Genomic DNA, 22,339 nt, shown 5'->3' with positions numbered 1-22,339 from the left:
CGGGTCCTTTCCGAGGGGCTGATGTGATGCGTCCAGCACACCAGCGCCGCGCCCTCGGATCATTGCCGCGCACGCCCCGAGTGCCGGTACAGCAGGCACTACCCGGGACCTCCTCAGGGCCGTCGGCGCGCGTCCTCCAGGTAGCGGAGCACGGCCGCCACCCGCCGGTCCATCTGGTCCGTCGGGGCCAGGTCCAGCTTCGCGAAGATGCTGCGGATGTGCTTGTGCACGGCCCCGTCGGTCACGAACAGCCGCTCCGCGACCGCGCTGTTGCCGAGTCCCTCGGCCATCAGGGCGAGTACGTCCCTCTCGCGCGGACTGAGCCGTTCCAGCCGGGTGTCCTGACGGGACCGGGAGAACAGCTGGGCGACGACCTCGGGGTCGATGGCGGTCCCGCCGGACGCCACCCGGCGCAGTGCGTCGAGGAACTCCTCGACCCGGCCGACCCGTTCCTTGAGGAGATAGCCGAGCCCACCGACCCCGCCGGTCAGCAGTTCGGTCGCGAAGCTCTGCTCGACGTAGGCGGACAGCACGAGCACGGCGAGGTCGGGCCTGCGCCGCCGGGCCTCGACGGCGGCTCGGATGCCCTCGTCGGTGTGCGTGGGCGGCATCCGGACGTCGAGGATGGCCACGTCGGGCTTGTGCGCCTCGATCGCGTCGAGGGCGTCGTCGGGAGTGTCGGCCGTGGCGACCACGTCCATCCCCTCGGCACGCAGCAACAGGGCGAGTCCCTCGCGCAGCAGGGCGTCGTCCTCGGCGATCACGATCCGCATGGCAGGTCAGTCTCCAGGGTCGTCGGGCCGCCCGAAGGGGTCATCGGGCGGCAGGCACGGACAGCGGCCACCGGGCCGTATCGGGAACCGGTCACACATCGCACGGCAACCGGTCCGCATCCGGAACGGGTCGCGCGTCGCAGCACGGCAACGGGTCCGCATCCGGAACGGGTCGCGCGTCGCACAGCAACCGGGCTACATCCGGAACCGGTCGCGCACCGCGCCGCGACCCGGCCGCTTCTGCGGCCGGTCACGCACCGCACCGCAAGCAGGCGGCATCCGGAACCGGTCACCCGTCGCACCGCAACCCGGCGACACCCGGAACCGGTCACGCACCACGCTGTAACCCGGCCGCCTCCACGGCCAGTCACACACCGCACGGCAACCCGGCCCCGCCCACGGTGGATCACGCGCCGCACGGCAATCCCGCCCCGCCCACGGCCAGTCACGCACCGCACGGCAATCCCGCCCCGCCCACGGTCGGTCACGCGCCGCACGGTAGTTCCACCTCCAGGGCCGTCGGGCCGCCCGGGGGGCTGGTCAGGCGGAGGGTGCCGTCGTGGGCGGCGACGCGGTGGCGGATGCCGGTGAGGCCGGAGCCGCCGTGCTCGTCGGCGCCGCCCCGGCCGTCGTCGGAGACGGTCAGCACCAGCCGGTCACCGACGGCCCGGACGGTGACGCCGGCCTTTTCCGCCCCGCTGTGCTTGGCGATGTTCGTCAGCGCCTCGGCCACCACGAAGTAGGCGGTCGCCTCGACCGAGGCCGCGCACCGCCGGGACATCTCGACGTCGACCGAGCACGGCACCGCGCTCTCCGCCGCGAGCCCCGTGAGCGCCCCCGCCAGCCCCCGGTCGGCGAGCACCGGCGGCAGGATGCTGCGGGAGACGGTCCGCAGCTCGGCCAGTGCCTGCTCGGCGGCCGACTGGGCCCGCTCCAGGAGTTCGTCGGCGCCGGCCGGGTCGCGGGCGACCATGCGGCGGGCCGCCCCGAGCAGCACGGTCACCGTGACGATCCGGTTCTGCGTCCCGTCGTGCAACGAGCGCTCGATGCGCCGCAGTTCGGTGGCGTGGGCGTCCAGCGCGCCGGCCCGGGTGGCGGTCAACTCCGCGATGCGCAGGGAGAGATCGGCGTCGGGGCCGGCCGACAGGAGCCGGCGCCCGGGGGCCGCCTGGAGCCGTGCCATGCCGGGCGCGAGCCCCAGGATGATGGCGATCCAGCCCACGCCGAGCAGGGTCACGGCGAGGGCGTCCGGCCAGGAGTGCGCGTTGCCGATGCCGATGGAGGTGGCGGTCGCGTTCTCCGGGGCGAGCCGCCAGTACAGCGGGAAGGCGGTGTCCCGTACGGCGAGCAGGGGCAGCAGGAAGCCGAGCGTCCCCAGCGGCAGGCCCGCGGCCAAATGCCGGATCAGCCAGCGCAGTTCGCGACGGGTCGTGGGATCGGTGAGGGCGGCCCGCAGTCGTGCGGGCGGCGGTGCGGGGGCGGCGATCTCGGGACCCCAGCGGGCGAGCCGGGCACGTTCCACGCCGGCCAGCGAGTGCAGCGCGCCCACCCCGCCGGGTGCCAGCACCAGCCACAGCAGCACGAACGGCGCGAGGACGGCCGTACCGAGTCCGGAGACGAGCTGACCGATCGCGGCGGCCGCGGTCGTCGCGGTCTCCACGACCAGGCCCTTGACGTCGGCAGTGGCCATACCGGTCCCCTCTGGCTGGTCTGTCCGGTCGGTCTGGAAGGGAACGACCATATGCCGAAAGGGAGTTCGTGCCACCGTCGGCAGCCGGAAAGTACAGCCTGCTGTACCCCGGACCGGGCGGACCGCTGGATCGGCGGGAGCGGGGGCCCGCCCGTAGCGTCATCGGCGTCGAGACCACCCACGTCCCCGGAGGAACCGTGAACCTTCTGCTCTGGCCCCTGCTCGTCCTCAGCGTGCTCGGCAACGCGGTGGCGTCGTTCACCCCGGCCGACACCACCGTCCATCTGGCCTTCGGCACGGTCACCGCGCTGGCGGCCACCACCCTCGTCGTACGACGGCTGCGCACCGGCCTCTGAGCGGCCGGGCCGGGCCTACTTGAGCCCGATCGCCGCGCAGTCCGCCGCGTACTGGGCGGTGCAGATCTGCTTCACCGTGTAGACGTCGTCCTTGACGACCGTCTGCCTGATGTTGTCCCTGGTGAGGGCGACCACCGGTACCAGCATCGACGGGATGTCCTTCTGGGTGGGGCTGTCGACCTTGTCGCGGATGAGCGCGTCGAACTGGATGCCGCGGCCCTGGACCTTGTACACCGCGATCTGGGCGGCGTTGGTCGCCTCCAGCAGGAACGACTTGTACACGGTCATGTACTGGTCGCCCGACACGACCCGTTGCACCGCGGCGAGGCTCGCGTCCTGCCCGGTCACCGGCGGGACCTTGGTGGCCCCCGCCTGCTTGAGCTCGTCGATGACCGCGCCCGCCATGTCGTCGTTGGCCGAGTAGACGGCGGCGATGTTGTTCAGCCCGAGGGAGGCGATCGCCTCCTTCATGTGGGCCTTGGCGACCGACGGCAGCCACTCCGGGGTGTCGTACTGCTTGGCGATGACGACCTTGCCGGTGAGTTCGCTCAGCGCGCCCTTCTTGAAGAGGGCGGTGTTGGGGTCGGCGACCGAGCCGTTCATCATGACGATCTTGCTGGTCTCGGCCTTGTCGCCGAGCGCCTCGACGACGGCACGGCCCTGCACCTCGCCGACGAGCTCGTTGTCGTGCGAGACGTAGGCGTCGATCGGGCCCTGGGCGAGCCGGTCGTAGGCGATGACGGGTATGCCGGCGTCCTTCGCCTTCTGGACGTCGGACCCGATCGCCTTGGCGTCGACCGCGTCCACCAGGATCACGTCCACCTTGTCGGCGATCATCTGCTCGAACTGCCGGCTCTGCTGCTTCGCGCTCGCCCCGGCGTTGGCGTAACTGACCCTGCCCTTGCCGTGGGTGAGGGTCGCGACCTCCTTCTTGATGAGGGGGAAGTCGAACCTGTCGAAGCGGCTGGTGTCCCGGTCGGGCAGCAGCAGACCCAGCGTGATGTCGTCGCCCTTCTTGGGGCTCACGGCGGTGTCGCTGCTGCCGACTCCACAGGAGGTGAGCAGGAGGGCCGACACGCAGACGGCCATGACGGAGGGGAGGCGACGCATGACGATCCTGGGGGTGGGGGGGCTGTCACGTAGGCGCAACATTAAGTGCCCTCATTCCCGATCAAACGACCTGACCGTTTCCTTCAACGGATCACCACGCGGTGCACGCAACTAGTCATCCATGTGCACACGTTGTACGGCGGTCAGGGCGCGCACCATGAGGATCCCGGCGACGGCCGCGCCGATGACGGCGAGGTCGGCGAACAGCAGGGTGCCCACATCGTGGTAGGCGCGGACGATGACGTCGTCCGTGCCGCCCCTGTAGGTCAGGCCGAGCCCGGTGACCATGCCGACCAGCCACAGCGCCCACCACACGTTCACGACGGCGGGCAGCTTGGTGTCCGGGGCGCTCCTGCGGTGGATGTCGGCGACGATGCCGCGCGGGATCCACAGGTTGGCGATCGGCACGATCCAGGAGGCGTAGACCCAGATGCCGGCGTAGCGCGGGGGTTCGCCGGACAGGGCCCGCGCGTTGTCCCGCATCCGCCACAGCCAGCCGATGAACAGGGCCGCGCACAGCAGCGTGAGCAGGTCCCCGGCGCTGCTGACCAGGTGGTAGCCGTCCTCCAGGGCGTTCAGCGGCCGGTGCCGGCCGTCGCCCTGGTCCGGCGGCCCGGCGGCGGGCTCCCCCGCGACGGCGAGCCGGACATGCCACACGGCCCGCACCACCCAGGCGGCACCGGCGAGTCCGAGCCCCACGACAGTGAGCAGGGCGGACCCGCGCACTGTGCGCAGCTCGGGCCGGACGGCGTTCTCACTCACGGGGTCCCCTTTCGGAAAGATCAGTTCACCCTCTCATCGTCCCGAACCCTCCGATCGGTTCACGCGGGGGTGACGGCCGGGGGGGCGACGGCGGAGGGGGTACGGCGGGGGGTGCGGCGGAGGGGATACGGCGGGCGGGTTACAGCGGGCGGGTTACGGCGGGCCGGGGGGCGGGTCGAAAGCCGGGCACGCGACAACCCTGCGCGCGCCCACGGACTGGCCCTGGCAACTGCCAACGCGCCCCGCGGCGGCCGCGGTCCCGGCAGGCTCACGCGTCGCATCGCGACGTTCGCCGGGTGGACCGATCACCGGCCGCGCCGCAGTCGCGCGGCGATCCCGCGATCCCGGCGGGCAGCCCACCCCGCGAATCCCCGCAGGACCCCGTGGAGAAGCCGTGAAGAAACGCGGTGGGGCGAGGATCGTGGGGGCATGGACGAACAGGGAAACGACGTGTGGGCGTCCGGTGCCGCCTACGACCGGTACATGGGCCGTTGGAGCCGGGTGGTCGCACGGGAGTTCACGGCCTGGCTCGGCCGCCCGGCCGGACTGCGGTGGCTGGACGTGGGATGCGGCACCGGGGTGCTGTCGGCGGTGGTGAGTGAGCGCTTCCGGCCCGACCTGGTCGTGGGCCTGGACCGTTCCGAGGGCTTCGTCCGGGCGGCCCGGGCCACGGCCGTGGCGGACGCCATGGCACTGCCCGTCCGGGACGGCGCCTTCGACGTGGCGGTCAGCGGGCTCACCCTGAACTTCCTGTCCGACCCCGCGGCGGCCGTCGCCGGGATGGCCCGCGCGGTCCGTCCGGACGGCGGTCTCGTCGCCGCGTACGTGTGGGACTACGCGGACCGGATGGCCCTGTTGCGCCACTTCTGGGACACCGCCGCCGCGCTCGACCCGGCAGCGGTGGAGCTTGACGAGGGCCACCGGTTCCCGGACTGCCGTCCACAGCCGCTGCACGACCTGTGGACGGCCGCGGGACTCACCGACGTGCTCGTGCGCGCGATCGAAGTGCCCACCGCCTTCACCGACTTCGCCGATCTGTGGGGCCCGTTCCTGGCCGGTCAGGGGCCCGCCCCCGGTTATGTCGCCACCCTCGGCCTCGCGGACCGCGACCGCCTGCGCGAGGCCCTGCGGGCGGCCGTCCCGACCGCCCCCGACGGTTCAATCTTCCTCTGGGCACGCGCCTGGGCGGTGCGCGGGAGGACAGCGTGAAGCGGCGTCGGCCATGAGCGGGGCGGGCTGGAACGGGGTGCGTCGCTTGTGGCCCACGTGACACCTCACGCCCCGGTTACGTTTCCCTCAACCTCTGGTTGCGGCGCGGTGAGCGGGCGACGATGGACGCATGACTCTGGCCGAGCGTGCCCTGGAGCGCCTGGAAACGTGGTCCGACCTCTACGTGGGCACGCCCAGCTGCGGAGCGGGGCTGGCACTGCGCTCCGTTCACAGCGAGATCGTGCACTTCCACCCGGGCCGGGACGTGGATCTGCATCTCACCGAACCGGCCATCCGCCGATTCCACGACGATCTCCAGGAGTCGACCGCGGTCCGGCTGATACCGGGGTCACGGTGGGTCACCGTCCATCTCGACTGCGAGACCGACGTCGATCTGCTGATGAGCCTGGTCAGCATGGCCCTCAAGACCCACCAGGCGGCTCTAGCGCCCGCCGGCCCGGCCGAGTGCAACTTCCACCGGGTGACGGTGGTCCCCCGGGACTCCACGATCGGGTCGATTCGGCGATAATCGGACTATGAATACGGCGACGTTTGTCCTGGCGGCCACGTCCAGCGACGTACTCGACGTGATCGCCGCCTTTGCAGGGGGGCTGTTCATCGCCGGCGCACTGGTGTGGGCCGTGCAGTTCGGCATGCGGGTCCAGGACCGGGAACTTCCACGACCGCTCGACCAGGAGCAGCCGCGGCTTCCGGAGACCGGACCGATCCGCGAGGTCCGGGAGATGCGGGAGCCGGACGAGGTACCGGCCACCCCTGACGGGCGGGAACGGCTGATGCCGTACCAGCTCCGCCACTCGGGAAGCCGACGAGGGGAGGACCAGCGCCGCAAACGCTGGCTGCCCGGTTCCGGCGGCGGCTTCGGCAGCGGCGGCCTCGGCCACGTGTGACAGACCCGAAAACCCGGGCCACCGGCGCCAACCGGGGGCGTCGGCCCGCCCACACGGGCCGCCCCCGGCGACCGAGCCGAGCCCACAAACCCGACCCACCCTCACCGACCGGAGACTGGGCCAGCAAACCCAGCCGCCCTCACCGACCGGCAGCCCGGTCCGCATACACGGCCCGCCCCCACCGACCGGCAGCTCCGACCTGCCCACATCAACGGCCCCCACCGGCCGGAGGCCGGGCCAGCAAACCCGGGCCGCCCCACCGACTGGAGGCCTGGCCGGAAACCCGGCCACCCACACCGACCGGGAGCCCGGTGCACACACACGGACCGCCCTCACGGACCGGGAGCTCCGGCCCACCCACATCAGCGGCCCCTACCGACCGGAGACCGGGGGCTCCGCCCCGAAGACCCGGGCTGCCCCCGACCAACACCGGATCCCCGGGCTTCCGTCAGCGCTGACCGCTCACCACACCGCGACCGTGTGACCGTTCAGGGGATCAGATCCGCTCGCCCGGCTGGTACACCGCGAGCGCCCAGATGACGAAGAAGTCGATGCCGATCATGATGACCGACCAGACCGGCGCGTAGGGCAGGAAGAGGAACTGGGCCAGCATGCTGAGCGAGGCCAGGAAGATGCCGGTCATCCGGGCCCAGCCGGCTCCCCTGAGGACGAACGCGCCGGTGACGGCGGCCAGGGCACCCAGGCAGAGCAGGATGACGCCCCAGCCGGTGAGGTTGATCTTGTAGACGTAGTCGCCGACGCGGGTCCAGACGTCGTCCTTCGCGAGCAGGGAGATGCCCTGGAAGATCGCCAGGATGCCGTTCATCAGCATCAGCACGCCGGCGAAGACGACCCCGCCGGCGGCCCAGGAGTTCTCGGTGGGTGTCGGACCGAGTCCCGGCGCCGGGGTCGGGGTCATGCCGGCGGGCCGCCGGGTCTCGCTCCAGCCCTGCCCGGCCTGCTGCTGCCCGCCGGCGGACGGCTCTGTGGCGTGCGGCTGCTGCGTCATGGGGCACCTCACCTCGATCGGTCGATGTGCTTCGACCATCGGGCGGGGCGGGGTCGGCCACCACGGGAGCAGGGCCATTCGGGTGACGCCGGGCCCCGGGTAGGTGACCCCGCCCGAGGTCACGCCATCCAGAAGAAGACGGCCGTCATCCGCTTCTCCTCCAGCGTGCTGCCGGAGTATCCGGTGGCGCTGTGCAGGAGGTTGGCGTTGTAGAGGAGCAGCCGGTTGTACCGGTGCGGCACCCGGATGTCCTCCTCGAAGGCGTCGGGCGCGACGAACCGGGTGCCGAGGGCCTCGACGAGGTTGTTGTGCGGTGCCTGCACGACGTTGCCGCCGAGACCGCCGCCGGGCAGGGACTGCCGGTAGAAACTGGTGCCGCAGTCCTTGGGGACACCGGGGTTGAGATACAGCACGGCGGCGTACCGGCACAGCGCCCGGGAGTCGGTGTGCGGCCGGGGCTCGCTCTCGCCCTCCCCGACGACCTGGACGCAGTTGTGGTTGAGGGTGCCACCGCCGGGCGCCTGCTGCACCCACAGGTCCTTCGCCCCGGTCGCCTTCTTCACCAGCCGCTCCACGCGCCCGAGTTCGGCGGGTTCGAGCCCCGGCATGGTCCGCAGTCCGGGCCAGGTCTCCGAGGTGTACGGATACCCCTTCACCCAGTCGTCCTTCGCGAGACAGCGTTCCCGTACGGCGTCGACGTCCGGGAGCACGTCGTCGATCACCCAGTAGTCGCGGCCCTTGGTGGGCTTGCGGTACGGGAGGACGGGAAGGGGCCGTTGCGACCGCTGTGGCATGGACATGCGGCGAATCTAGATCCGGGGTGCGTCAGGTCTCTCCCGCGATTTCCTCCGGACTTCCCCGCGAACCGGTCAACGGACGGTCAACAGGAAGAGGAGGAACCGTGCGGGGGCCACGGACTCACCGGAAGCACTCACCTGAAGCACCCCTGTCCGGTCGCCCACGTGCCCGCCACCCCGCCTTGCGAGGTCGCCTCGCATGCCCTGCCCGGCAGGGGCGCCCCCTCCTGACCACGTCTCCTCGTGACCGTGTCCCGTACACGATGAACGCCGGCGCCCCCACGCCCGTACTCCTGTGCGTCCGACCCGCCTCCCGGCGGGGGATCCCCGACCGGGCAGGAGGCACGGTGCCACTCTCGCGCAACGCGATGGGAACGCTGTTCGTGGGCGGAGCCCTCACATTGACACTGGGCGCGCTCGCGTACCCGTCAATGCTTGGCGTCAGCCAAGCGTCCACCGCACAGGACAGAATCATCGCGCAGACCCAATGGGGCCCGCTGACCGAACAGGACCGCGACTTCGTCGTCAAGGTCAGGGCGGCAGGCCTCTGGGAGTACCCGCTGGGGAAGATCGCCCTCCAGAAGGGGACGACCCCGGCGGTCAAGACCGCGGGCGAGCACCTCATCGACGGTCACGCGGCGCTGGACACCACAGACCGCAAGGTCGCCGCGATGCTCAACATCACCCTCCCGAACGTGGCGAGCCCCCAGCAGCTGGGCTTCGTGAACACGATCGACTCGAGCTCCGGGCAGCAGTTCGACTCGAACTTCGCCAACATCCTGCGTGTGACGCACGGCTCGATCTTCAACGCGATCGCCAAGATCCGTTCCACCACCAAGAACTCGCTGGTGCGCGCGCTGGCCGACCAGGCCAACAACACGGTCCTGGACCACATGACGGTCATGGAGAAGACCGGCTTCGTCAACTTCGACCAGGCCCTGTTCATGCAGACCACCCCGCCGAAGCTGCCCTCGGTCGACCTGACCCCGCCGGCGCCCCAGCCCGGCGAGCCGATGATCGTGCTCACCCCGCCGCCGACCTCGACCTCCACACCGGTCGCGCTCCCGGGTGACGCCTCGAGCGGCGGCGGCTCCGCACCGAGCGCGGGCGCCACCCCGACCCCGACCATCGGGTAGCTAGCCCAGCCAGACCGTGGTGTCCGGCCCCAGCAGCCCGTCCTCCAACGGGCTGCTGGTCAGCAGCACCTCACCCGCCGGGAGGGGCACAGCGCTGTCCGACAGATTGGTGACGCACCGCCAGCCCTCGTGCCGGGAGAAGTCCAGCACGTCGGCCGGTCCGGTGTCCGTCCAGGTGAGGTCCTCCCCCTGAAGGAGCTTGCGGCGCAGGCGCAGGGCGGTGCGGTAGAGCTCCAGCGTGGAGCCCTCGACGCCGTCCTGGGCCTCGACGGCGTACCGCGCGAACCACTGCGGCTGCGGCAGCCACGCACCGCCCGCCCCGAAGCCGTACGACGGCCCCGTCGTCGTCCAGGGCAACGGCACCCGGCACCCGTCGCGGCCCTTGCGCACATGCCCGGTCTGTTCCCAGATCGGGTCCTGGAGCACCTCGAAGGGCAGCTCGGCGACCTCGGGCAGACCGAGTTCCTCGCCCTGGTAGACGTACGACGATCCCGGGAGGGCCAGCATGAGCAGCGTGGCCGCGCGAGCGCGCCGCAGACCTTGCCGCGCGTCCACGTCGGGCGCGTGGCCGCCGGTCAGCAGCCAGGCGTTCTCGTCGGTGCCCGGCGGGAGCACGAGGCGGGAGGCGTGCCGTACGACGTCGTGGTTGGAGAGCACCCAGGTGGCCGAGGCGTGAGCCGCGTGCGCGGTGACGAGGGAGTCGGCGATGACCTGGCGCAGGTCGCCCGCGTCCCACGGGGTCTGGAGGTACTCGAAGTTGAAGGCCTGGCCGAGTTCGTCGGCGCGGGCGTACAGCGCGCGGCGCGGACCCGGTACCCAGGCCTCGGCGACGGCCGTACGGGGCGGTGTGTAGGAGTCGAGGATCGTGCGCCAGTCGCGGTAGATCTCATGGACCTCGTCGCGGTCGAAGAAGGGGTGGGTGCCGGGTGCCATCGAGGCGAGGGCCTGGTCCCCGCTGAGTTCGGGGGTGCCGAGATCGCGCAGCGGTTCGCCGAGGTCCTTGACCAGGGCGTGGGCCACGTCCACGCGGAAGCCGTCGACCCCGCGGTCGCACCAGAAGCGCAGGGTGGTGCGGAAGTCCTCGCGGACCTCGTCGTTCGACCAGTCGAGGTCGGGCTGCTCGGGGGCGAACAGATGCAGGTACCACTGCCCGTCCGGCACCCGCCGCCAGGCGCTGCCGCCGAAGACGGACTGCCAGTCGGTGGGCGGGAGTTCGCCGTGCGCGCCCTTGCCGTCGCGGAACACGTAGCGTCGCCGGGCGGTCGAGCCGGGGCCGGCGGCGAGGGCCTCCTGGAACCATGCGTGCCGGTGGGAGGTGTGGTTGGGGACGAGGTCGACGATCACCTTCAGTCCGAGCCGGTGGGCCTCGGCGACCATGGCGTCGAAGTCGTCGAGGGTGCCCAGGCGGGGATCGACGTCCCGGTAGTCGGCGACGTCGTAGCCGCCGTCGGCGAGTTCGGAGGGGTAGAACGGGCTCAGCCACAGGGCGTCCGCGCCGAGCGCGGCCAGGTGTGTGAGGCGCTGGGTGACGCCCCTGATGTCGCCGAGGCCGTCACCGTCGGCGTCCGCGAAGCTGCGGGGGTAGACCTGGTAGACGACGGCCTGCCGCCACCAGTTCGGGTCATTGCTGGACAGGTCGGGCGAGGGGATGGGTGAGGCTTCGGGCGCGGTGGTGCGGGCGGTCACGCGGACTCCTCCGGAATATGTGCGGTCTTTTTTCGAGCGACAAATGGGAATCTGTCCACCTCGCCCGAAAGGTGAACCAGACGCTTTCCGGAGGAGATCATTCCTGGTGTGGCGAAATTGTGATGGCCTTTGAAGCGACCTTGCATCACCGCAGGTTGACAGGTTTAAGCATCGAGATCCACGATGTGCGGACACCGTGGCGCATGTGACCAATGGGCCCAGTGTTTCTGAGACCACTTTTTCTTCCTGACGGGATACGTATGTCCATAGCGAGACGTGTCACCATGCGGCGCCTGCTGGGGACGGGCGCCGCGACGCTCGCCTTCTCCGCTGCTCTCGCCTCTGTGGCCTCGGCGTCCGACTGCCCCGGCGGCAAGGGCTGGCAGGACGGCGGAAGCTACAAGCCCGGTACGGGCGCGGGCTCGAAGACCGAGACCGACCGCTGTGAGTTCTCGCTCGACGGCAAGAACTTCTTCGCCTCGGTGAAGGTCGACGACCAGAACCTGAAGCCGGGCGACGACGGCAAGGTCCACGTCAAGGTCCGCGCGGCGGGCGACGCGTCCACCTGCACCGCCTCCCTGGCGTCCTACCTCGCGCACGGCCCGACGTTCGCCACCTCCGGCGAGCAGGTCTTCCACGACTTCGACACCGTGACCGTCAAGGCGGGCTCCGTCGACACCCTCGACGTCGCGATCCCCGACGCGGGCTGCTACGGGCAGGTCGACCTCTACCGCGGCAACACGAAGTTCGACGGCAAGCTCGACGCCAACGACGGCTTCACGCACGGCGACCTCCCCAAGGGCCCGGACCACCCGGTCATCAAGGACAAGCTGATCGCGGCCTGGAACGGCGGCACGAAGGACTGCACGACCACGCAGACCACGCCTCCGGCGACCCCGCCCGCGGAGGAGTCCACTCCGCCGGCCTCGGAGTCGACCCCGCCCGCGTCCGAGTCGACGCCCCCGGCCTCCGAGAGCACGCCCCCCGCCTCCGAGACCCCCTCGACGGAGTCCCCGACCCCGTCCGCCTCGGAGTCCACGACGGCCCCCGCGGTCCCCACCCCGAACGGTGGCGGCGGTGACAACCTCGCCGAGACCGGCGCCAGCAGCAACACCCCGCTGATCGCGGGCGGCGCGGCCGTCCTCCTCGCGGGCGGCGCGGGCATCGTCCTGGCCACGCGTCGGCGCAAGGCTTCGCGCGCCTGACGAACGGTCGCTGAACATCACTGAACGTCCCTGAGCATTCCTGAACGTTCCCGAAGGGGCCGTCCCACCGTCCGCGGTGTGGGCGGCCTTTTCGGGTTCGGGTTGCCGGACGGGTCAGTGGAGGGTGGGCCGGTAGACGAGTTCCTGGATGTGTCCGTCGAGCGTCCGGTGCTCCACCAGCTCCAGGTCGAAGTCGGCCGCGCCCGCGAAGACCGGGTCCTGCCCGGTCCGGCCGGTGATGACGGGGAAGAGCGTCACCTGGACGCAGTCGACCAGGCCGGCCGCCATCAGTGCCCGGTTCATCGCCAGGCTGCCGTGCGAGCGCAGCGGCACCTCGGACTCCTTCTTGAGCCGGGCGACGACGTCCACCGCGTCCCCGCTGACGACGGTCGCGTCCGGCCAGTCCAGAGGACCTTCCAGCGTCGTGGACACCACCGTGGTCGGCAGGTTCCGCATCCGGGTGACCCACGGGTCGCGCACGTCGGAGTCCTCGGTGCTCTCGGCCAGCATCCGCGCGAAGGCCCGGTATGTGGTGGCGCCGAAGACCATCCGCTGCTCCGGCCCGTACAGGGCGAGGCGGCGGTCGAGGAGTTCGGGTCCCTGCTTGCCCCAGTAGCCGGTCCAGTCGCCACCGGCGCTGCCGTAGCCGTCGAGGCTGGAGAAGACGTCGAAGGTGTAAGTAGCGGTCATGTCGGTGTCTCCTCGTCCGGAGGGGCGTCGACGTCCGTCGCACCCGTAACCCGGTAGACCCGGCCCGCCGCCGGAACTCATCGCCGTGCCGGCCATGGCCCCATAAATCGAACACATGATTGAATCCAGTCATGCGATCGCTTCCCGACCACCTCACCCGGCCACAACGGGAACGGAGTCCCGCCCACCCGCGGCCCGGACAGCGCCCCGTCCGCACCGGGGGGCCGCGCCGATGACGGGCCGGAATGCGGGACCGGACGCCCAGGACGATCCTGAAGGCATGTCCGGACCGATTCGCGTGATCGTGCTCCCCCCGTCACCCACGGGCGGCCGACGCGTCCGCGTGGACGGCGAGATCCTCGGCCTGGCCCACAACGCGGCCGACGTGGCCGAGTTCCTCCGCCGGGCCGGACTGGAGATCGACCCGTCGGAGGTGGCGGACTCACCGTGGATCGACTGGCGAGGAGTCGGCCCCGATCAGTGGGGCCCGGAAACGAGCGGCTGACACCCTCGGCCCCGCATGCACCACGCCTCTCCTCCCGCGCATCAATTCGAATGCGCCCTCCCGTGTGACAAGGGCTTTCCAAGATCATTCGACTGCTAACTTCCCGCCTCGTGATCGATTCAGATATCCGCACAGATACCTCACCCGCGTTCCCCACCGCTGTCTCTGCCACCGCCCCGCAGGACGCCTTCCGACCCGCTCTCCTGAACCCGGCGGACGCCGACGGAGCAGCGGCTCTCGCGGCGTTGCTGGAATCGGGTGCCGTCCGGGAAGTCCATGACCGCATCGACGACCAGTTGGAAGAACTGGCGCGTTGCATGCGGCCCGGGCAGCCGCCGGAGGAGCCGAGCATGGCGGCCGCCATCACGGAGATCCTGGCCGGCGCCCCGCGCAGGCGCTACGGCACCTGGGTCTGGTACCCGTGGTCGGCACGGCTGGTGCACGTCCTGCCGGCCGAGGAGTTCCGGCTGGTCCGCACCGACCGCAACCGGGACAAGATCACCCGGGTCCAACAACAGGCGCTGCTCGGCCGGCGTATCGGCGTGCTCGGCCTGTCCGTGGGCAACAGCGCGGCGCTCACCTGTGCCATGGAGGGCGTAGGAGGATCGTTCCGCCTGGCGGATTTCGACCGGTTGGGGCTGTCGAACCTCAACCGGCTGCGGGCCGGTGTCCACGACCTGGGCGTGGAGAAGACCGTCCTGTGCGCACGTCAGATGTACGAGATCGACCCCTATCTCGACATCGAGATCCACCGCTCGGGCGTGACCGAGGAGACCATCGAGGAGTTCTTCGGCACCGCCACCGGCAGCACTCCCGGTACCGGACTCGACCTGCTCGTCGAGGAGTGCGACACCCTCTGGGCGAAGTTCGCCGCCCGTGAGCACGCCCGCGCCCGCCGCGTCCCGGTGCTGATGGACGCCAACGACCGTGGCCTGCTGGACGTGGAGCGCTTCGACGAGGAACCGGACCGCCCCCTCTTCCACGGCCGGGCCGGCGACCTCACCGCCCGCGACGTCCGCGGCCTCGACCCCGCCGGGTCGCTCGACGTCCTGCTGCGGATCGTGGACGAGAGCCGCCTCAGCCCGGCCATGACCGACGCCCTGGGCCGGATCGGCCGCACGCTGTCGAGCTGGCCGCAGCTGGCGAGCGGCGTCGCACTCGGCGGTGCCCTGGTCACCGACACCGCCCGACGGATCCTGCTGGGCGCCCCGGTGCCGTCGGGACGCTACTACGTCGACCTCGAAGCCCTCGTCACCGCCGAGCGGGCGGTCCCGGCCGGAGCCATGTCATGACACACCTGCCCGAACTGCACGGCGAGCACCTGTGGTTGCGCGAACTGCGGGCCACCGACCTCGCGCCCTTCGAGCGCGTCTACACCCACCGCGTGCTGACCCGCTACCTCGGCATCGACCGCATGGACGCCCGCCGGGCACAGGACGCCTTCGCCCAGTGCCTGGCCCAGCCCTACGCCCACCCGCGCCGCAGGCACACCCTCGCCGTGTGCGCGCCGGGCGACGACACCATGGTCGGCACCATGGGGCTGCTGGTCGAGGACTACGGCAGCAACGCCATGCTCACCGGACTCGTCCTGCTGCCCGACGCACCCGTGCGCGGCCACGGCCACGAGGCCGGACGGCTCCTGATGGCGTACGGCTTCGGTCCCCTGGGCCTGCACCGCATCTGGGCCGGCCACCGCGCCGACCACACCCGCATGCGTGACCTGATGCTCGCCGCCGGCCTGCACCCCGAGGCCACCCTGCGGCAGCTGTTCCACACCCAGGGCCAGTGGCACGACGTCACCACGTACGCCGCCCTGGCCCCGGAATGGCGCGCCTCGGCCACCCCCGCGGAACAAGCCGTCCTCGCCGACAGCCACGGCCTCCTGCCGGCCTGAGCGACGGCCACCCGAGTGATGAGGCGCCGGAACGCGTCCCGTTCCGGCGCCGGGCCGTCACCCGGGCGTACCCGATCGCGCCGACGACCGTATCGGCCGGAATTCACAGAACCCCTGGCGGAATCCCACCGCAGAAGACGCCTGAAATATGGCCGGGATTTGGTCATACGAAAAAGTGGGGCGTATTTTCGCGAGATTTTGAGTGTGTGCTCCTGGCACGCTCGGGTCGGTGCGGACGGCCGGCGCGGTCGTTCGCGTCACTTCCTCATTGTCGATAGGAAAGAGAGAACAATGCGATCTTCTCTGGCCAGGGCTCTCGTTACCGCGAGTGCCGTCGTCGGCATTGCAGCCGGAGGTCTCGCGGGTGCGAGTGCGAGCGTGGCAGCTCCTCAGCAGGCCACCCAGTCCACGGCCGGCAGCGCGCGCGTCTCCGTCCTCGCGGTGAACAACCTCGGCCTGGACACGGCCCGGGCCAAGAACTGGCAGAGCTGCCTGAACGCCTGGGGCTTCAACGCCGGCACCGAGGACGGACAGCTGGGCACCAACAGCTGGAAGGCAGCACAGCGGCTGCTCAACGCCTGGGGCTACAACGCCGGTACCGTCGACGGAGCCGTCGGGCCCAACACGATCACAGCGCTCCAGAAGTTCCTGAACAACGTCGGCTACAACGCCGGAACCCCCGACGGGATCGCCGGACCGCAGACCCGGGCCGCGTTCTGGAATTACAACGCCACTGGCTGCTGAGCCACATCTGCATATGGTTTCGGGCCGGTCGAGCGGGGATTTGCCGCTCGATCGGCCCGAAACGCTGTCGCGGTCTCAACGGACACAGACAGACTGTTGCGCTCGGGATCGGCTTTGACGTCCTGCCCACCTTGTTCTTTGACGCTGCTTTCTTTGGCCCGGCCACTACGGCGCCATGCTGCTGTCCTGCGCCACGCTCGCCGACGGCTCGACGTCCGCCGCAGTCGCCCCTGTCGTAGCCGAGGGCGTGGGCGCCGATGTCACGCCGGCCGTGGTGCGGGGCATTCGGCTCGGGGCGAGGGACGTCCCGGAGGGAACGTCGTCGGGGCCGGCGGGGTCGCGGGTGGCGGGTTCGGACGGCTGCGGGGTGGCGGGGGACGGTGACGGCGAGCGGTCGACGGGGGGTGTCACCGGGCTGCTCGCGGGGGGCGGGGCCTGGGGGACCGTCGGGGAGCGGGGGCTCTGCGCCGTCGTCAGGTTGAGGGGCAGGACGATGACGGCGGCGACGGCGCAGGCCACGCCCACTCCGGCCGCCACGCGGGTGCGGCGACGGCGGGTCGCGGTGCGGCGGATCTCCTCGTAGCGACCCGGGGGAGCGCCCAGGTAGGCGGGGGCGGACGCGGGTCCGAGAAGGATCAGGAGAGGGTCGTCGGGGTCGTGGTCCGCGGCGGAGGGGTCGAATTCCGGGACTTCGTCGTCGTCAAAGCGTGTGGTCAAGACTTTTCCTCAGGTGGGCACGGAGTAGTTCACGGGCCGCGTGGAGGTCGGCCTTGATGGTTCCTTCCTTGCGTTCGGTCAGCGCGGACACTTCCCGAATGGGCATGTCAGCGTAGTAGTGGAGGAGGATCGGCACCCGCAGCCGTTCCGGCAGCGACTGGACGAGGAGACGTACGGACGGGTCCGACGCCTCCGTGTGCGGGCGCAGAGCCGCTTCCGTGGTCGCGCGCCGCATCGCCTTTCGCTCGCGCTCCATTTTGCGCCAGTGGTCCCGGACGATGTTCGCCGCCGTCACATAGAGGAAGCCGCGCGGCTCCTCCACCGAGGTCCAGCGGGCCCACAGGCGCGTGAACGCCTCCGAGGCGATCTCGTGGGCCGTCTCGTCGTCGTCCACAAGGCGGCGGCACCAGCCGGCCAGGCGCGGGTAGAGAGCGGCGAACAGCTCGGACGCTGCCGCCTCTTTCTCGCGGGACCGTTTCAACGCTCTCCATGTGCCTGTTGCCACCGGCGTGGCACTCGTGGGGGAGGACGGCGGGCCGCCGGCGTACGTTCCGGCGGCCCGCCGTCCTTCGTGTTCCAGCGTGCTCACGGTGTCGTGGACGACGTGAGCGCGGCGAAGACGATCACATTGTCGAGGTAGCCGTCCTCGTCCTTGGGGCCGCCGCACGTGATGAGCCGCAGCTCCGGCCGGCTCACGTTCCCGTAGACGTCGTCCGTCGGGAAGTCGGCCTTGGCCACCGTCCGCACGGAGGTGACCGTGAACTCCGTCTGCGTGCCGTTCTCCAGGCGCGCCACGATCTTCTCGCCCCGGCGCAGCCGCGACAGGCCGCGGAAGACGCCGTCCCCGTACGCGCCGACCGTGACATGGCCGAGGATCACCGACGGGCCGGTCTGGCCGGGCGTCGGTGAGTGCTCGTACCAGCCGGCCTGGTCGTGGTCGCTGATCGGAGGGACCTGCACCGTACCGTCGGACGCCAACCCCAGCCGCATGACCGGGGTGTCGACGCCGATGGCGGGGACTCTGAGCCGGACGGGGGCCGAACGGCCCACCGCGCGGACGGACTTCGCGGCGGTGTGCTTGCCCGCTGACTGCTGCGACGCGGCGGGGTCGGGAGCCGCGGTCCCCGTCGTCCGTACGCCCCCGGCGTCGGAGGAGCAGCCCACGAGCAGCGAGGCCGCGGCAGCCGTGGCCCCGGTGCCGAACGCACGCCTGGAGAGCAGGGTCACGCTCCGGTCGCCCGCCGACGGCGTACGACGATCACCGCGGCGCCGGCCACGGCGAACGCGGCGGCAGCACCGCCGCCGATCAGCGCTCCCGGCGTTCCGGAGTCCGTCGACGTCTGCGTCACCCCGGTGTCGGGCGCGCCGTTCGGAACCTCGGCGACCTGGGACGGGGAGGCCCCGGCGTCGGTCGTGGGGGCCACGCTGGGCACCGAACTGGCCTCGTCGGCCGGTGCCTCGGTCGGCGCGGCGGTAGCCTCGGTCGGCGCGGTGGTGGGGGCCGAGGACGGGCTCGTGCCGTCGGCGAACGCGGGCGCGGTGCCCGCCAGTACGGCGGTGGCCGCGAGTGCCACGGCGCTGAGGACGGTACGGCGCACGGTACGGCGCATGGAATCGCTCTCTTTCGTCGGTCCGCCCGGAAAGTGGCCCGGCCCGGTGTTCGGGCCGGCCGGGCGGCTGAGTGACGGAACGTGCGGAGAGACGAGCCGGCGGAGGAGCAGGTTGTAAAGGGATGGCAAAGTCGTCGAGGTGGGGTAACTCCGTGGCGGAGCAAGGCTGTTCAGCGGCTCGGCCGCCGGCTTCCAGCGAACGGCCCTGATCGCCGGTTCAGGCTCACGGCACCTGCTTCAACAGCCCCCGCACTCCCTCGTCCACCACCGAGTACCGCACCACCCGCCCCTCCTTCTCCCCCGCCACCACGCCCGCCGCCCGCAGCAGCCGCAGGGCCTGGGACACGGCGGGGTCGTTCATGCCCGTGGCGATCGCGAGGTCGGAGACCGCGAGGGGGCCGGTCCGGTGCAGGGCGAGGAGGAGGGAGAGGCGGTTGGGGTCGGCGAGGAGGGCGAAACGGTCCGACCATGCGCGGACATGGCCGGGGTCACCGATCGCGGCGATGGCGTCGCACACCCGGTGTCCGTCGATGGTGCGGCGGTCCGCTCGGTCCGCCGGGACGAGATGCATGGGGGTCATCCTCGCAGGCGGCCGGTGTGATCTTCCATACCTGCGCAGGTATGCAGCTATGCAGGAGACGCCGCGCACCCCTACCGTGGTCGGGCCGTGGTGCTCGGGAAGCCGGTGACGACCCCTCAGGGGTCCATACCGGCGCGGCCCTCGCCACTGTGATCGGGGAGTTTCCCTCCCACGTCCCTCGCGGGACAGCCACTGGTCGTCAGCACGAGGCCGGGAAGGCGGGCAGGGAAACGCACGACCCGTAAGCCAGGAGACCGGCCACGGCAGCTCACGCGTTCATCCACGAGGTGCTGGAGTGACCACCGTATGACCGACCCTGCCCTGCCCGAGAGCGCCGCCGCCTCCTTCCGCTGGCGCCGCGAGGACACCGTCAAGACGGTCGGCCTGATGGTCGCGATCGCCGCCCTGCACGTCGTCGCCTTCGGCATCCTGTTCCTGCTCGTCGTCCCGGAGCACTACGAGGTGGGCGACAAGGCCTTCGGTATCGGGCTCGGCATCACCGCCTACACCCTCGGCATGCGGCACGCCTTCGACGCCGACCACATCGCCGCGATCGACAACACCACCCGCAAGCTGATGGCCGACGGCAAGCGGCCGGTGTCCGGGGGGTTCTGGTTCGCGCTCGGGCACTCCAGTGTCGTGGTCCTGCTCGCCGCGCTGATCGCCGGCGGCACCCAGCTGGCCGGCAAGGTCATGAACGAGGGCTCAAGCACCCACCAGGTGCTGGGATTTCTCGGTACGACGGTCTCCGGTTCGTTCCTCTACCTCATCGCCGCCCTCAACCTGGTCGCCCTGCTGGGCATCCTGAAGGTCTTCCGGGCGATGCGGGCGGGGACGTACGACGAGAAGGAGCTGGAGCAGCATCTCGACTCGCGCGGGTTCATGAACCGCATCCTCGGACGCCTCACCAAGTCCATCACCCGGCCCGGCCAGATGTACCCGCTGGGCTTTCTGTTCGGGCTCGGCTTCGACACGGCCACCGAAGTGACCTTGATGGTGATGGCCGGGTCGGGCGCGGCGGCCGGGCTGCCCTGGTACGCGATCCTGTGCCTGCCGCTGCTGTTCGCCGCCGGCATGAGCCTGTTCGACACCCTCGACGGCACGTTCATGAACTTCGCCTACCAGTGGGCGTTCTCCAACCCGGTGCGCAAGGTCTTCTACAACCTCGCCATCACCGGGCTGTCCATCGCCGTCGCGTTCTTCATCGGCACGATCGAGCTGGTCGGCGTCCTGCACGACAAGTTCGACCTCACCGACGACCTCACCACCTGGATAGCCGACATCGACCTCGACAACGTCGGTTACGTCATCGTCGGCCTGTTCGTGGTGGTGTGGGCGGCGGCGATCACCTACTGGCGGCTCGCGAAGGTGGAGCAGCGGTGGACGGTACGGCCCGCCGACACCCACTAGCGGCAGGCGACGTCTGCCACAAGGAGCGAGTCCGTCCCGCCCCAGCCGGTTGCTTGAGCATTCGGCCGGTGCGGCGACAGGACCCTGGCCGGCGGCCGGCTAGGGCAGAACGGCTGCCGGCATCGCTCGGCCGTACAGTTCGTCGAGGCCGATCAGCAGGATTCCACCTCGTTCGGCTTCGGCCCGCAGGGCGTCACTGAAACCCGCAGCGCTGAAGCACGCCAACCCGCACCGCGTGGTGTCCATCCCCCGCTCGGCAAGGACGTCCCGGGCCCGGACAAGCCGTTCAAGGTGGTTCAGCCCCATGGTGGTCCCCCACTTCGCCTCCCCGAGCAGAGCGACCGATGGCTTGGCCCCGCCGGATCCCGGTTCGACCGCAGCCACGTCGATCTCGATCTGCCGGCGTGCCCTCGGGTCGGTCACCACTCCGCTTCCGACCGCCCCCAGGGACGTGCCGAGCAGAGATCGTCCCGGCCCGAGTACGTAGTCCCGGCACACGGCCTCGAAGTGCGGGCCCGCCACCTGAGCCGCGAACCGCTCGGCCGACCGGGCCCACACCTCCGCGGCCTGGCCGCTCTCCAACCGCGTCCAGGCGGGACGCATGACGGCTTCGTAGAAGTTGATCAGTGGTTCGGTGATGCGGTACTGCGACTTGCCGGCCCTGAAGATGTCCGCCTCCCGCACGAGGAGGTGACTGTCCTCGAGGACGTTGAGCGGATGGGAGATGTCGACGGACTTGCGGCCGATGTAACCGGCGATGCCCCCGCGCGTCGTATTGCCCTGTGCCACAGCTGCGAGAACCGAGTGGTAGAGCGCGGTGTCCCGGATGTCCGTCTCCTCGGCGAGCAGGTAGCGCGCCTCCCGGAAGAGCGGGCTGAACGGTGAGAGGACGGTTCGGCAGAGCCAGTCGTCGAAGTCACCGAGATGTGCGGGAACGTCGTCCGCCAGGAACTGACGCCGGTACGCCGGTGTGCCCCCGACCACGGCATGCAGTCTGGCCGCGAGCGCCGGTTCGGCGGCGACTCCCCAGAAGTCCGCGGCGGCCCGGTAGCCGAAGGGACGGACAACGAGTTCCAGCTGAGCCCGTCCGCGCAGGGGTGCGGTACTGGCCAGCAGCCCGCCCATGACGGACATCGCCGAGCCGCACAGGAGCATCCGCATGCGGCTCTCCTCCACCTGGCAGCGGTCGATCTCTCGCTGGATGAGCGAGGGAAGCTCCGGTGAGACCTTCACCAGGTAGGGAAACTCGTCGATGACCGCCAGGAACGGACCTTCCCCCCGGCCTGGCGCGGCGAGACCGAAGAGATACGAGATCGCGTCGTGCCAAGTGGAGAAGGCGAAAGGCGCGGGCGAGCCCACGTGTTCCGCCAGAGCCGAACTGAACTGCCGCAGGGACTCCGCCTCCGTCCCGGCCGTGGCCCCGAAGTAGAAGCCGCCGCACTGCTCGACGAGTGCCCGCAGGAGATAAGTCTTGCCCATGCGCCGCCTGCCGCTGACGATCCCGAGCATGGCATACGGCAGGGGGCGGCTCATGAAGGCGGTGAGCCC

25 protein-coding genes and 1 riboswitch are annotated in these 22,339 nt (G+C 70.8%); of the genes, 11 read left to right on the top strand and 14 right to left on the bottom strand.

Translation table 11 applies throughout. The annotated features are described in order from the left end of the window. Positions 1-113: 113 nt before the first annotated feature. Positions 114-773 (bottom strand): response regulator transcription factor, encoded by a 660-nt coding sequence (locus tag ACZ48Z_RS23160; protein ID WP_468737751.1) that lies wholly within the window; start codon positions 771-773, stop codon positions 114-116. 484 nt (positions 774-1,257) lie between these two features. Beyond that, the gene (locus ACZ48Z_RS23155; protein ID WP_468737750.1) at positions 1,258-2,463 is read right to left on the bottom strand and encodes a sensor histidine kinase; all 1,206 of its coding nucleotides are present in this window, start codon (positions 2,461-2,463) and stop codon (positions 1,258-1,260) included. A gap of 197 nt (positions 2,464-2,660) precedes the next feature. Here ACZ48Z_RS23155 and ACZ48Z_RS23150 point away from each other — a divergent pair, with 197 nt between their 5' ends. Further along, positions 2,661-2,819 (top strand): hypothetical protein, encoded by a 159-nt coding sequence (locus ACZ48Z_RS23150; protein WP_468737749.1) that lies wholly within the window; start codon positions 2,661-2,663, stop codon positions 2,817-2,819. A gap of 15 nt (positions 2,820-2,834) precedes the next feature. On the opposite strand, the gene ACZ48Z_RS23145 is transcribed toward ACZ48Z_RS23150, so the two are convergent. Then, on the bottom strand, positions 2,835-3,929 hold the full coding sequence (locus ACZ48Z_RS23145) for a sugar ABC transporter substrate-binding protein (protein ID WP_468737748.1): 1,095 nt from the start codon (positions 3,927-3,929) through the stop codon (positions 2,835-2,837). A gap of 111 nt (positions 3,930-4,040) precedes the next feature. Then, a complete protein-coding gene (locus ACZ48Z_RS23140; protein WP_468737747.1) occupies positions 4,041-4,691 on the bottom strand; it encodes a DUF4328 domain-containing protein in 651 nt (216 codons plus the stop codon). Positions 4,692-5,120: 429 nt separating this feature from the next. On the opposite strand from ACZ48Z_RS23140, the gene ACZ48Z_RS23135 reads away from it, so the two are divergent. The 3 genes from ACZ48Z_RS23135 (at position 5,121) to ACZ48Z_RS23125 (ending at position 6,808) form a co-directional block, all read left to right on the top strand. After that, positions 5,121-5,900, top strand: a complete 780-nt coding sequence (locus tag ACZ48Z_RS23135) for a class I SAM-dependent methyltransferase (protein ID WP_468737746.1) — start codon at positions 5,121-5,123, stop codon at positions 5,898-5,900. A gap of 130 nt (positions 5,901-6,030) precedes the next feature. Further along, positions 6,031-6,429 (top strand): luciferase domain-containing protein, encoded by a 399-nt coding sequence (locus tag ACZ48Z_RS23130; protein WP_468737745.1) that lies wholly within the window; start codon positions 6,031-6,033, stop codon positions 6,427-6,429. A 7-nt stretch (positions 6,430-6,436) separates the two neighbouring features. Then, a complete protein-coding gene (locus tag ACZ48Z_RS23125) occupies positions 6,437-6,808 on the top strand; it encodes a DUF6479 family protein (protein ID WP_468737744.1) in 372 nt (123 codons plus the stop codon). A 496-nt stretch (positions 6,809-7,304) separates the two neighbouring features. Here the strand turns inward: ACZ48Z_RS23125 and ACZ48Z_RS23120 are convergent, their stop codons facing one another. Together ACZ48Z_RS23120 and ACZ48Z_RS23115 are read right to left on the bottom strand one after the other, a co-directional pair. Beyond that, entirely contained in the window at positions 7,305-7,817 is a 513-nt protein-coding gene (locus ACZ48Z_RS23120; RefSeq protein WP_468737743.1) for a DUF7144 family membrane protein, read from the bottom strand. 119 nt (positions 7,818-7,936) lie between these two features. Further along, a complete protein-coding gene (locus tag ACZ48Z_RS23115; protein ID WP_468737742.1) occupies positions 7,937-8,617 on the bottom strand; it encodes a DUF6445 family protein in 681 nt (226 codons plus the stop codon). A 365-nt stretch (positions 8,618-8,982) separates the two neighbouring features. Between ACZ48Z_RS23115 and ACZ48Z_RS23110 the strand changes: the two genes are divergently transcribed. Continuing rightward, on the top strand, positions 8,983-9,750 hold the full coding sequence (locus ACZ48Z_RS23110) for a DUF4142 domain-containing protein (RefSeq protein ID WP_468737845.1): 768 nt from the start codon (positions 8,983-8,985) through the stop codon (positions 9,748-9,750). On the opposite strand, the gene ACZ48Z_RS23105 is transcribed toward ACZ48Z_RS23110, so the two are convergent. Then, positions 9,751-11,436 carry a glycoside hydrolase family 13 protein gene (locus tag ACZ48Z_RS23105; protein WP_468737741.1) on the bottom strand — a complete coding sequence of 562 codons (1,686 nt, stop codon included), beginning with the start codon at positions 11,434-11,436 and terminating at the stop codon, positions 9,751-9,753. It abuts the gene before it with no gap. A gap of 260 nt (positions 11,437-11,696) precedes the next feature. On the opposite strand from ACZ48Z_RS23105, the gene ACZ48Z_RS23100 reads away from it, so the two are divergent. Continuing rightward, on the top strand, positions 11,697-12,641 hold the full coding sequence (locus tag ACZ48Z_RS23100) for an LAETG motif-containing sortase-dependent surface protein (RefSeq protein WP_468737740.1): 945 nt from the start codon (positions 11,697-11,699) through the stop codon (positions 12,639-12,641). Between the two features lie 114 nt (positions 12,642-12,755). On the opposite strand, the gene ACZ48Z_RS23095 is transcribed toward ACZ48Z_RS23100, so the two are convergent. After that, a complete protein-coding gene (locus ACZ48Z_RS23095; protein ID WP_468737739.1) occupies positions 12,756-13,331 on the bottom strand; it encodes a dihydrofolate reductase family protein in 576 nt (191 codons plus the stop codon). Positions 13,332-13,611: 280 nt separating this feature from the next. Between ACZ48Z_RS23095 and ACZ48Z_RS23090 the strand changes: the two genes are divergently transcribed. The 4 genes from ACZ48Z_RS23090 to ACZ48Z_RS23075 all read left to right on the top strand — a co-directional run bounded on the left by ACZ48Z_RS23090 (position 13,612) and on the right by ACZ48Z_RS23075 (position 16,474). Next, positions 13,612-13,836 carry a hypothetical protein gene (locus ACZ48Z_RS23090; RefSeq protein WP_328748872.1) on the top strand — a complete coding sequence of 75 codons (225 nt, stop codon included), beginning with the start codon at positions 13,612-13,614 and terminating at the stop codon, positions 13,834-13,836. Between the two features lie 110 nt (positions 13,837-13,946). Further along, positions 13,947-15,128: a ThiF family adenylyltransferase gene (locus tag ACZ48Z_RS23085; RefSeq protein ID WP_468737738.1), complete on the top strand. Its 1,182-nt coding sequence runs from the start codon at positions 13,947-13,949 to the stop codon at positions 15,126-15,128. Continuing rightward, positions 15,125-15,730 carry a GNAT family N-acetyltransferase gene (locus ACZ48Z_RS23080; protein ID WP_468737737.1) on the top strand — a complete coding sequence of 202 codons (606 nt, stop codon included), beginning with the start codon at positions 15,125-15,127 and terminating at the stop codon, positions 15,728-15,730. Before ACZ48Z_RS23085 ends, ACZ48Z_RS23080 begins: the two co-directional genes overlap by 4 nt. A 378-nt stretch (positions 15,731-16,108) precedes the next feature. Then, positions 16,109-16,474: a peptidoglycan-binding domain-containing protein gene (locus ACZ48Z_RS23075; RefSeq protein WP_468737736.1), complete on the top strand. Its 366-nt coding sequence runs from the start codon at positions 16,109-16,111 to the stop codon at positions 16,472-16,474. A 165-nt stretch (positions 16,475-16,639) separates the two neighbouring features. Here the strand turns inward: ACZ48Z_RS23075 and ACZ48Z_RS23070 are convergent, their stop codons facing one another. From ACZ48Z_RS23070 to ACZ48Z_RS23050, 5 genes are all read right to left on the bottom strand, one after another. After that, entirely contained in the window at positions 16,640-17,191 is a 552-nt protein-coding gene (locus ACZ48Z_RS23070) for a hypothetical protein (protein WP_468737735.1), read from the bottom strand. Further along, positions 17,175-17,672, bottom strand: a complete 498-nt coding sequence (locus ACZ48Z_RS23065; RefSeq protein WP_356108628.1) for an RNA polymerase sigma factor — start codon at positions 17,670-17,672, stop codon at positions 17,175-17,177. Before ACZ48Z_RS23065 ends, ACZ48Z_RS23070 begins: the two co-directional genes overlap by 17 nt. Positions 17,673-17,776: 104 nt before the next feature. After that, positions 17,777-18,412 carry a class F sortase gene (locus tag ACZ48Z_RS23060; protein ID WP_468737844.1) on the bottom strand — a complete coding sequence of 212 codons (636 nt, stop codon included), beginning with the start codon at positions 18,410-18,412 and terminating at the stop codon, positions 17,777-17,779. 2 nt (positions 18,413-18,414) lie between these two features. Beyond that, the gene (locus tag ACZ48Z_RS23055) at positions 18,415-18,789 is read right to left on the bottom strand and encodes a sortase-dependent protein (RefSeq protein ID WP_468737843.1); all 375 of its coding nucleotides are present in this window, start codon (positions 18,787-18,789) and stop codon (positions 18,415-18,417) included. A 235-nt stretch (positions 18,790-19,024) separates the two neighbouring features. Continuing rightward, positions 19,025-19,372 (bottom strand): ArsR/SmtB family transcription factor, encoded by a 348-nt coding sequence (locus ACZ48Z_RS23050; protein WP_468737734.1) that lies wholly within the window; start codon positions 19,370-19,372, stop codon positions 19,025-19,027. A gap of 80 nt (positions 19,373-19,452) precedes the next feature. Beyond that, positions 19,453-19,658: riboswitch (cobalamin riboswitch) on the top strand. 29 nt (positions 19,659-19,687) lie between these two features. Here ACZ48Z_RS23050 and nicT point away from each other — a divergent pair. After that, entirely contained in the window at positions 19,688-20,791 is a 1,104-nt protein-coding gene (gene nicT, locus ACZ48Z_RS23045) for a Nickel transporter NicT (protein ID WP_468737733.1), read from the top strand. Positions 20,792-20,890: 99 nt separating this feature from the next. Here the strand turns inward: nicT and ACZ48Z_RS23040 are convergent, their stop codons facing one another. After that, the gene (locus ACZ48Z_RS23040) at positions 20,891-22,324 is read right to left on the bottom strand and encodes an ATP-binding protein (protein ID WP_468737842.1); all 1,434 of its coding nucleotides are present in this window, start codon (positions 22,322-22,324) and stop codon (positions 20,891-20,893) included. Positions 22,325-22,339: the final 15 nt, after the last annotated feature.

The sequence above is a fragment of the Streptomyces sp. NPDC031225 genome (assembly GCF_055570355.1).
This window is presented reverse-complemented; position numbering and strand designations above follow the sequence as displayed.

Coding starts and splice junctions, on each gene's coding strand:
- ACZ48Z_RS23110 (WP_468737845.1), top strand. CDS start 8,983: ATGGGAACGCTGTTCGTGGGCGGAGCCCTCACATTGACACTGGGCGCG.
- ACZ48Z_RS23160 (WP_468737751.1), bottom strand. CDS start 773: ATGCGGATCGTGATCGCCGAGGACGACGCCCTGCTGCGCGAGGGACTC.
- ACZ48Z_RS23115 (WP_468737742.1), bottom strand. CDS start 8,617: ATGTCCATGCCACAGCGGTCGCAACGGCCCCTTCCCGTCCTCCCGTAC.
- ACZ48Z_RS23050 (WP_468737734.1), bottom strand. CDS start 19,372: ATGCATCTCGTCCCGGCGGACCGAGCGGACCGCCGCACCATCGACGGA.
- ACZ48Z_RS23100 (WP_468737740.1), top strand. CDS start 11,697: ATGTCCATAGCGAGACGTGTCACCATGCGGCGCCTGCTGGGGACGGGC.
- ACZ48Z_RS23095 (WP_468737739.1), bottom strand. CDS start 13,331: ATGACCGCTACTTACACCTTCGACGTCTTCTCCAGCCTCGACGGCTAC.
- nicT (WP_468737733.1), top strand. CDS start 19,688: ATGACCGACCCTGCCCTGCCCGAGAGCGCCGCCGCCTCCTTCCGCTGG.
- ACZ48Z_RS23125 (WP_468737744.1), top strand. CDS start 6,437: ATGAATACGGCGACGTTTGTCCTGGCGGCCACGTCCAGCGACGTACTC.
- ACZ48Z_RS23120 (WP_468737743.1), bottom strand. CDS start 7,817: ATGACGCAGCAGCCGCACGCCACAGAGCCGTCCGCCGGCGGGCAGCAG.
- ACZ48Z_RS23130 (WP_468737745.1), top strand. CDS start 6,031: ATGACTCTGGCCGAGCGTGCCCTGGAGCGCCTGGAAACGTGGTCCGAC.
- ACZ48Z_RS23080 (WP_468737737.1), top strand. CDS start 15,125: ATGACACACCTGCCCGAACTGCACGGCGAGCACCTGTGGTTGCGCGAA.
- ACZ48Z_RS23040 (WP_468737842.1), bottom strand. CDS start 22,324: ATGAGCCGCCCCCTGCCGTATGCCATGCTCGGGATCGTCAGCGGCAGG.
- ACZ48Z_RS23155 (WP_468737750.1), bottom strand. CDS start 2,463: ATGGCCACTGCCGACGTCAAGGGCCTGGTCGTGGAGACCGCGACGACC.
- ACZ48Z_RS23135 (WP_468737746.1), top strand. CDS start 5,121: ATGGACGAACAGGGAAACGACGTGTGGGCGTCCGGTGCCGCCTACGAC.
- ACZ48Z_RS23090 (WP_328748872.1), top strand. CDS start 13,612: ATGTCCGGACCGATTCGCGTGATCGTGCTCCCCCCGTCACCCACGGGC.
- ACZ48Z_RS23145 (WP_468737748.1), bottom strand. CDS start 3,929: ATGCGTCGCCTCCCCTCCGTCATGGCCGTCTGCGTGTCGGCCCTCCTG.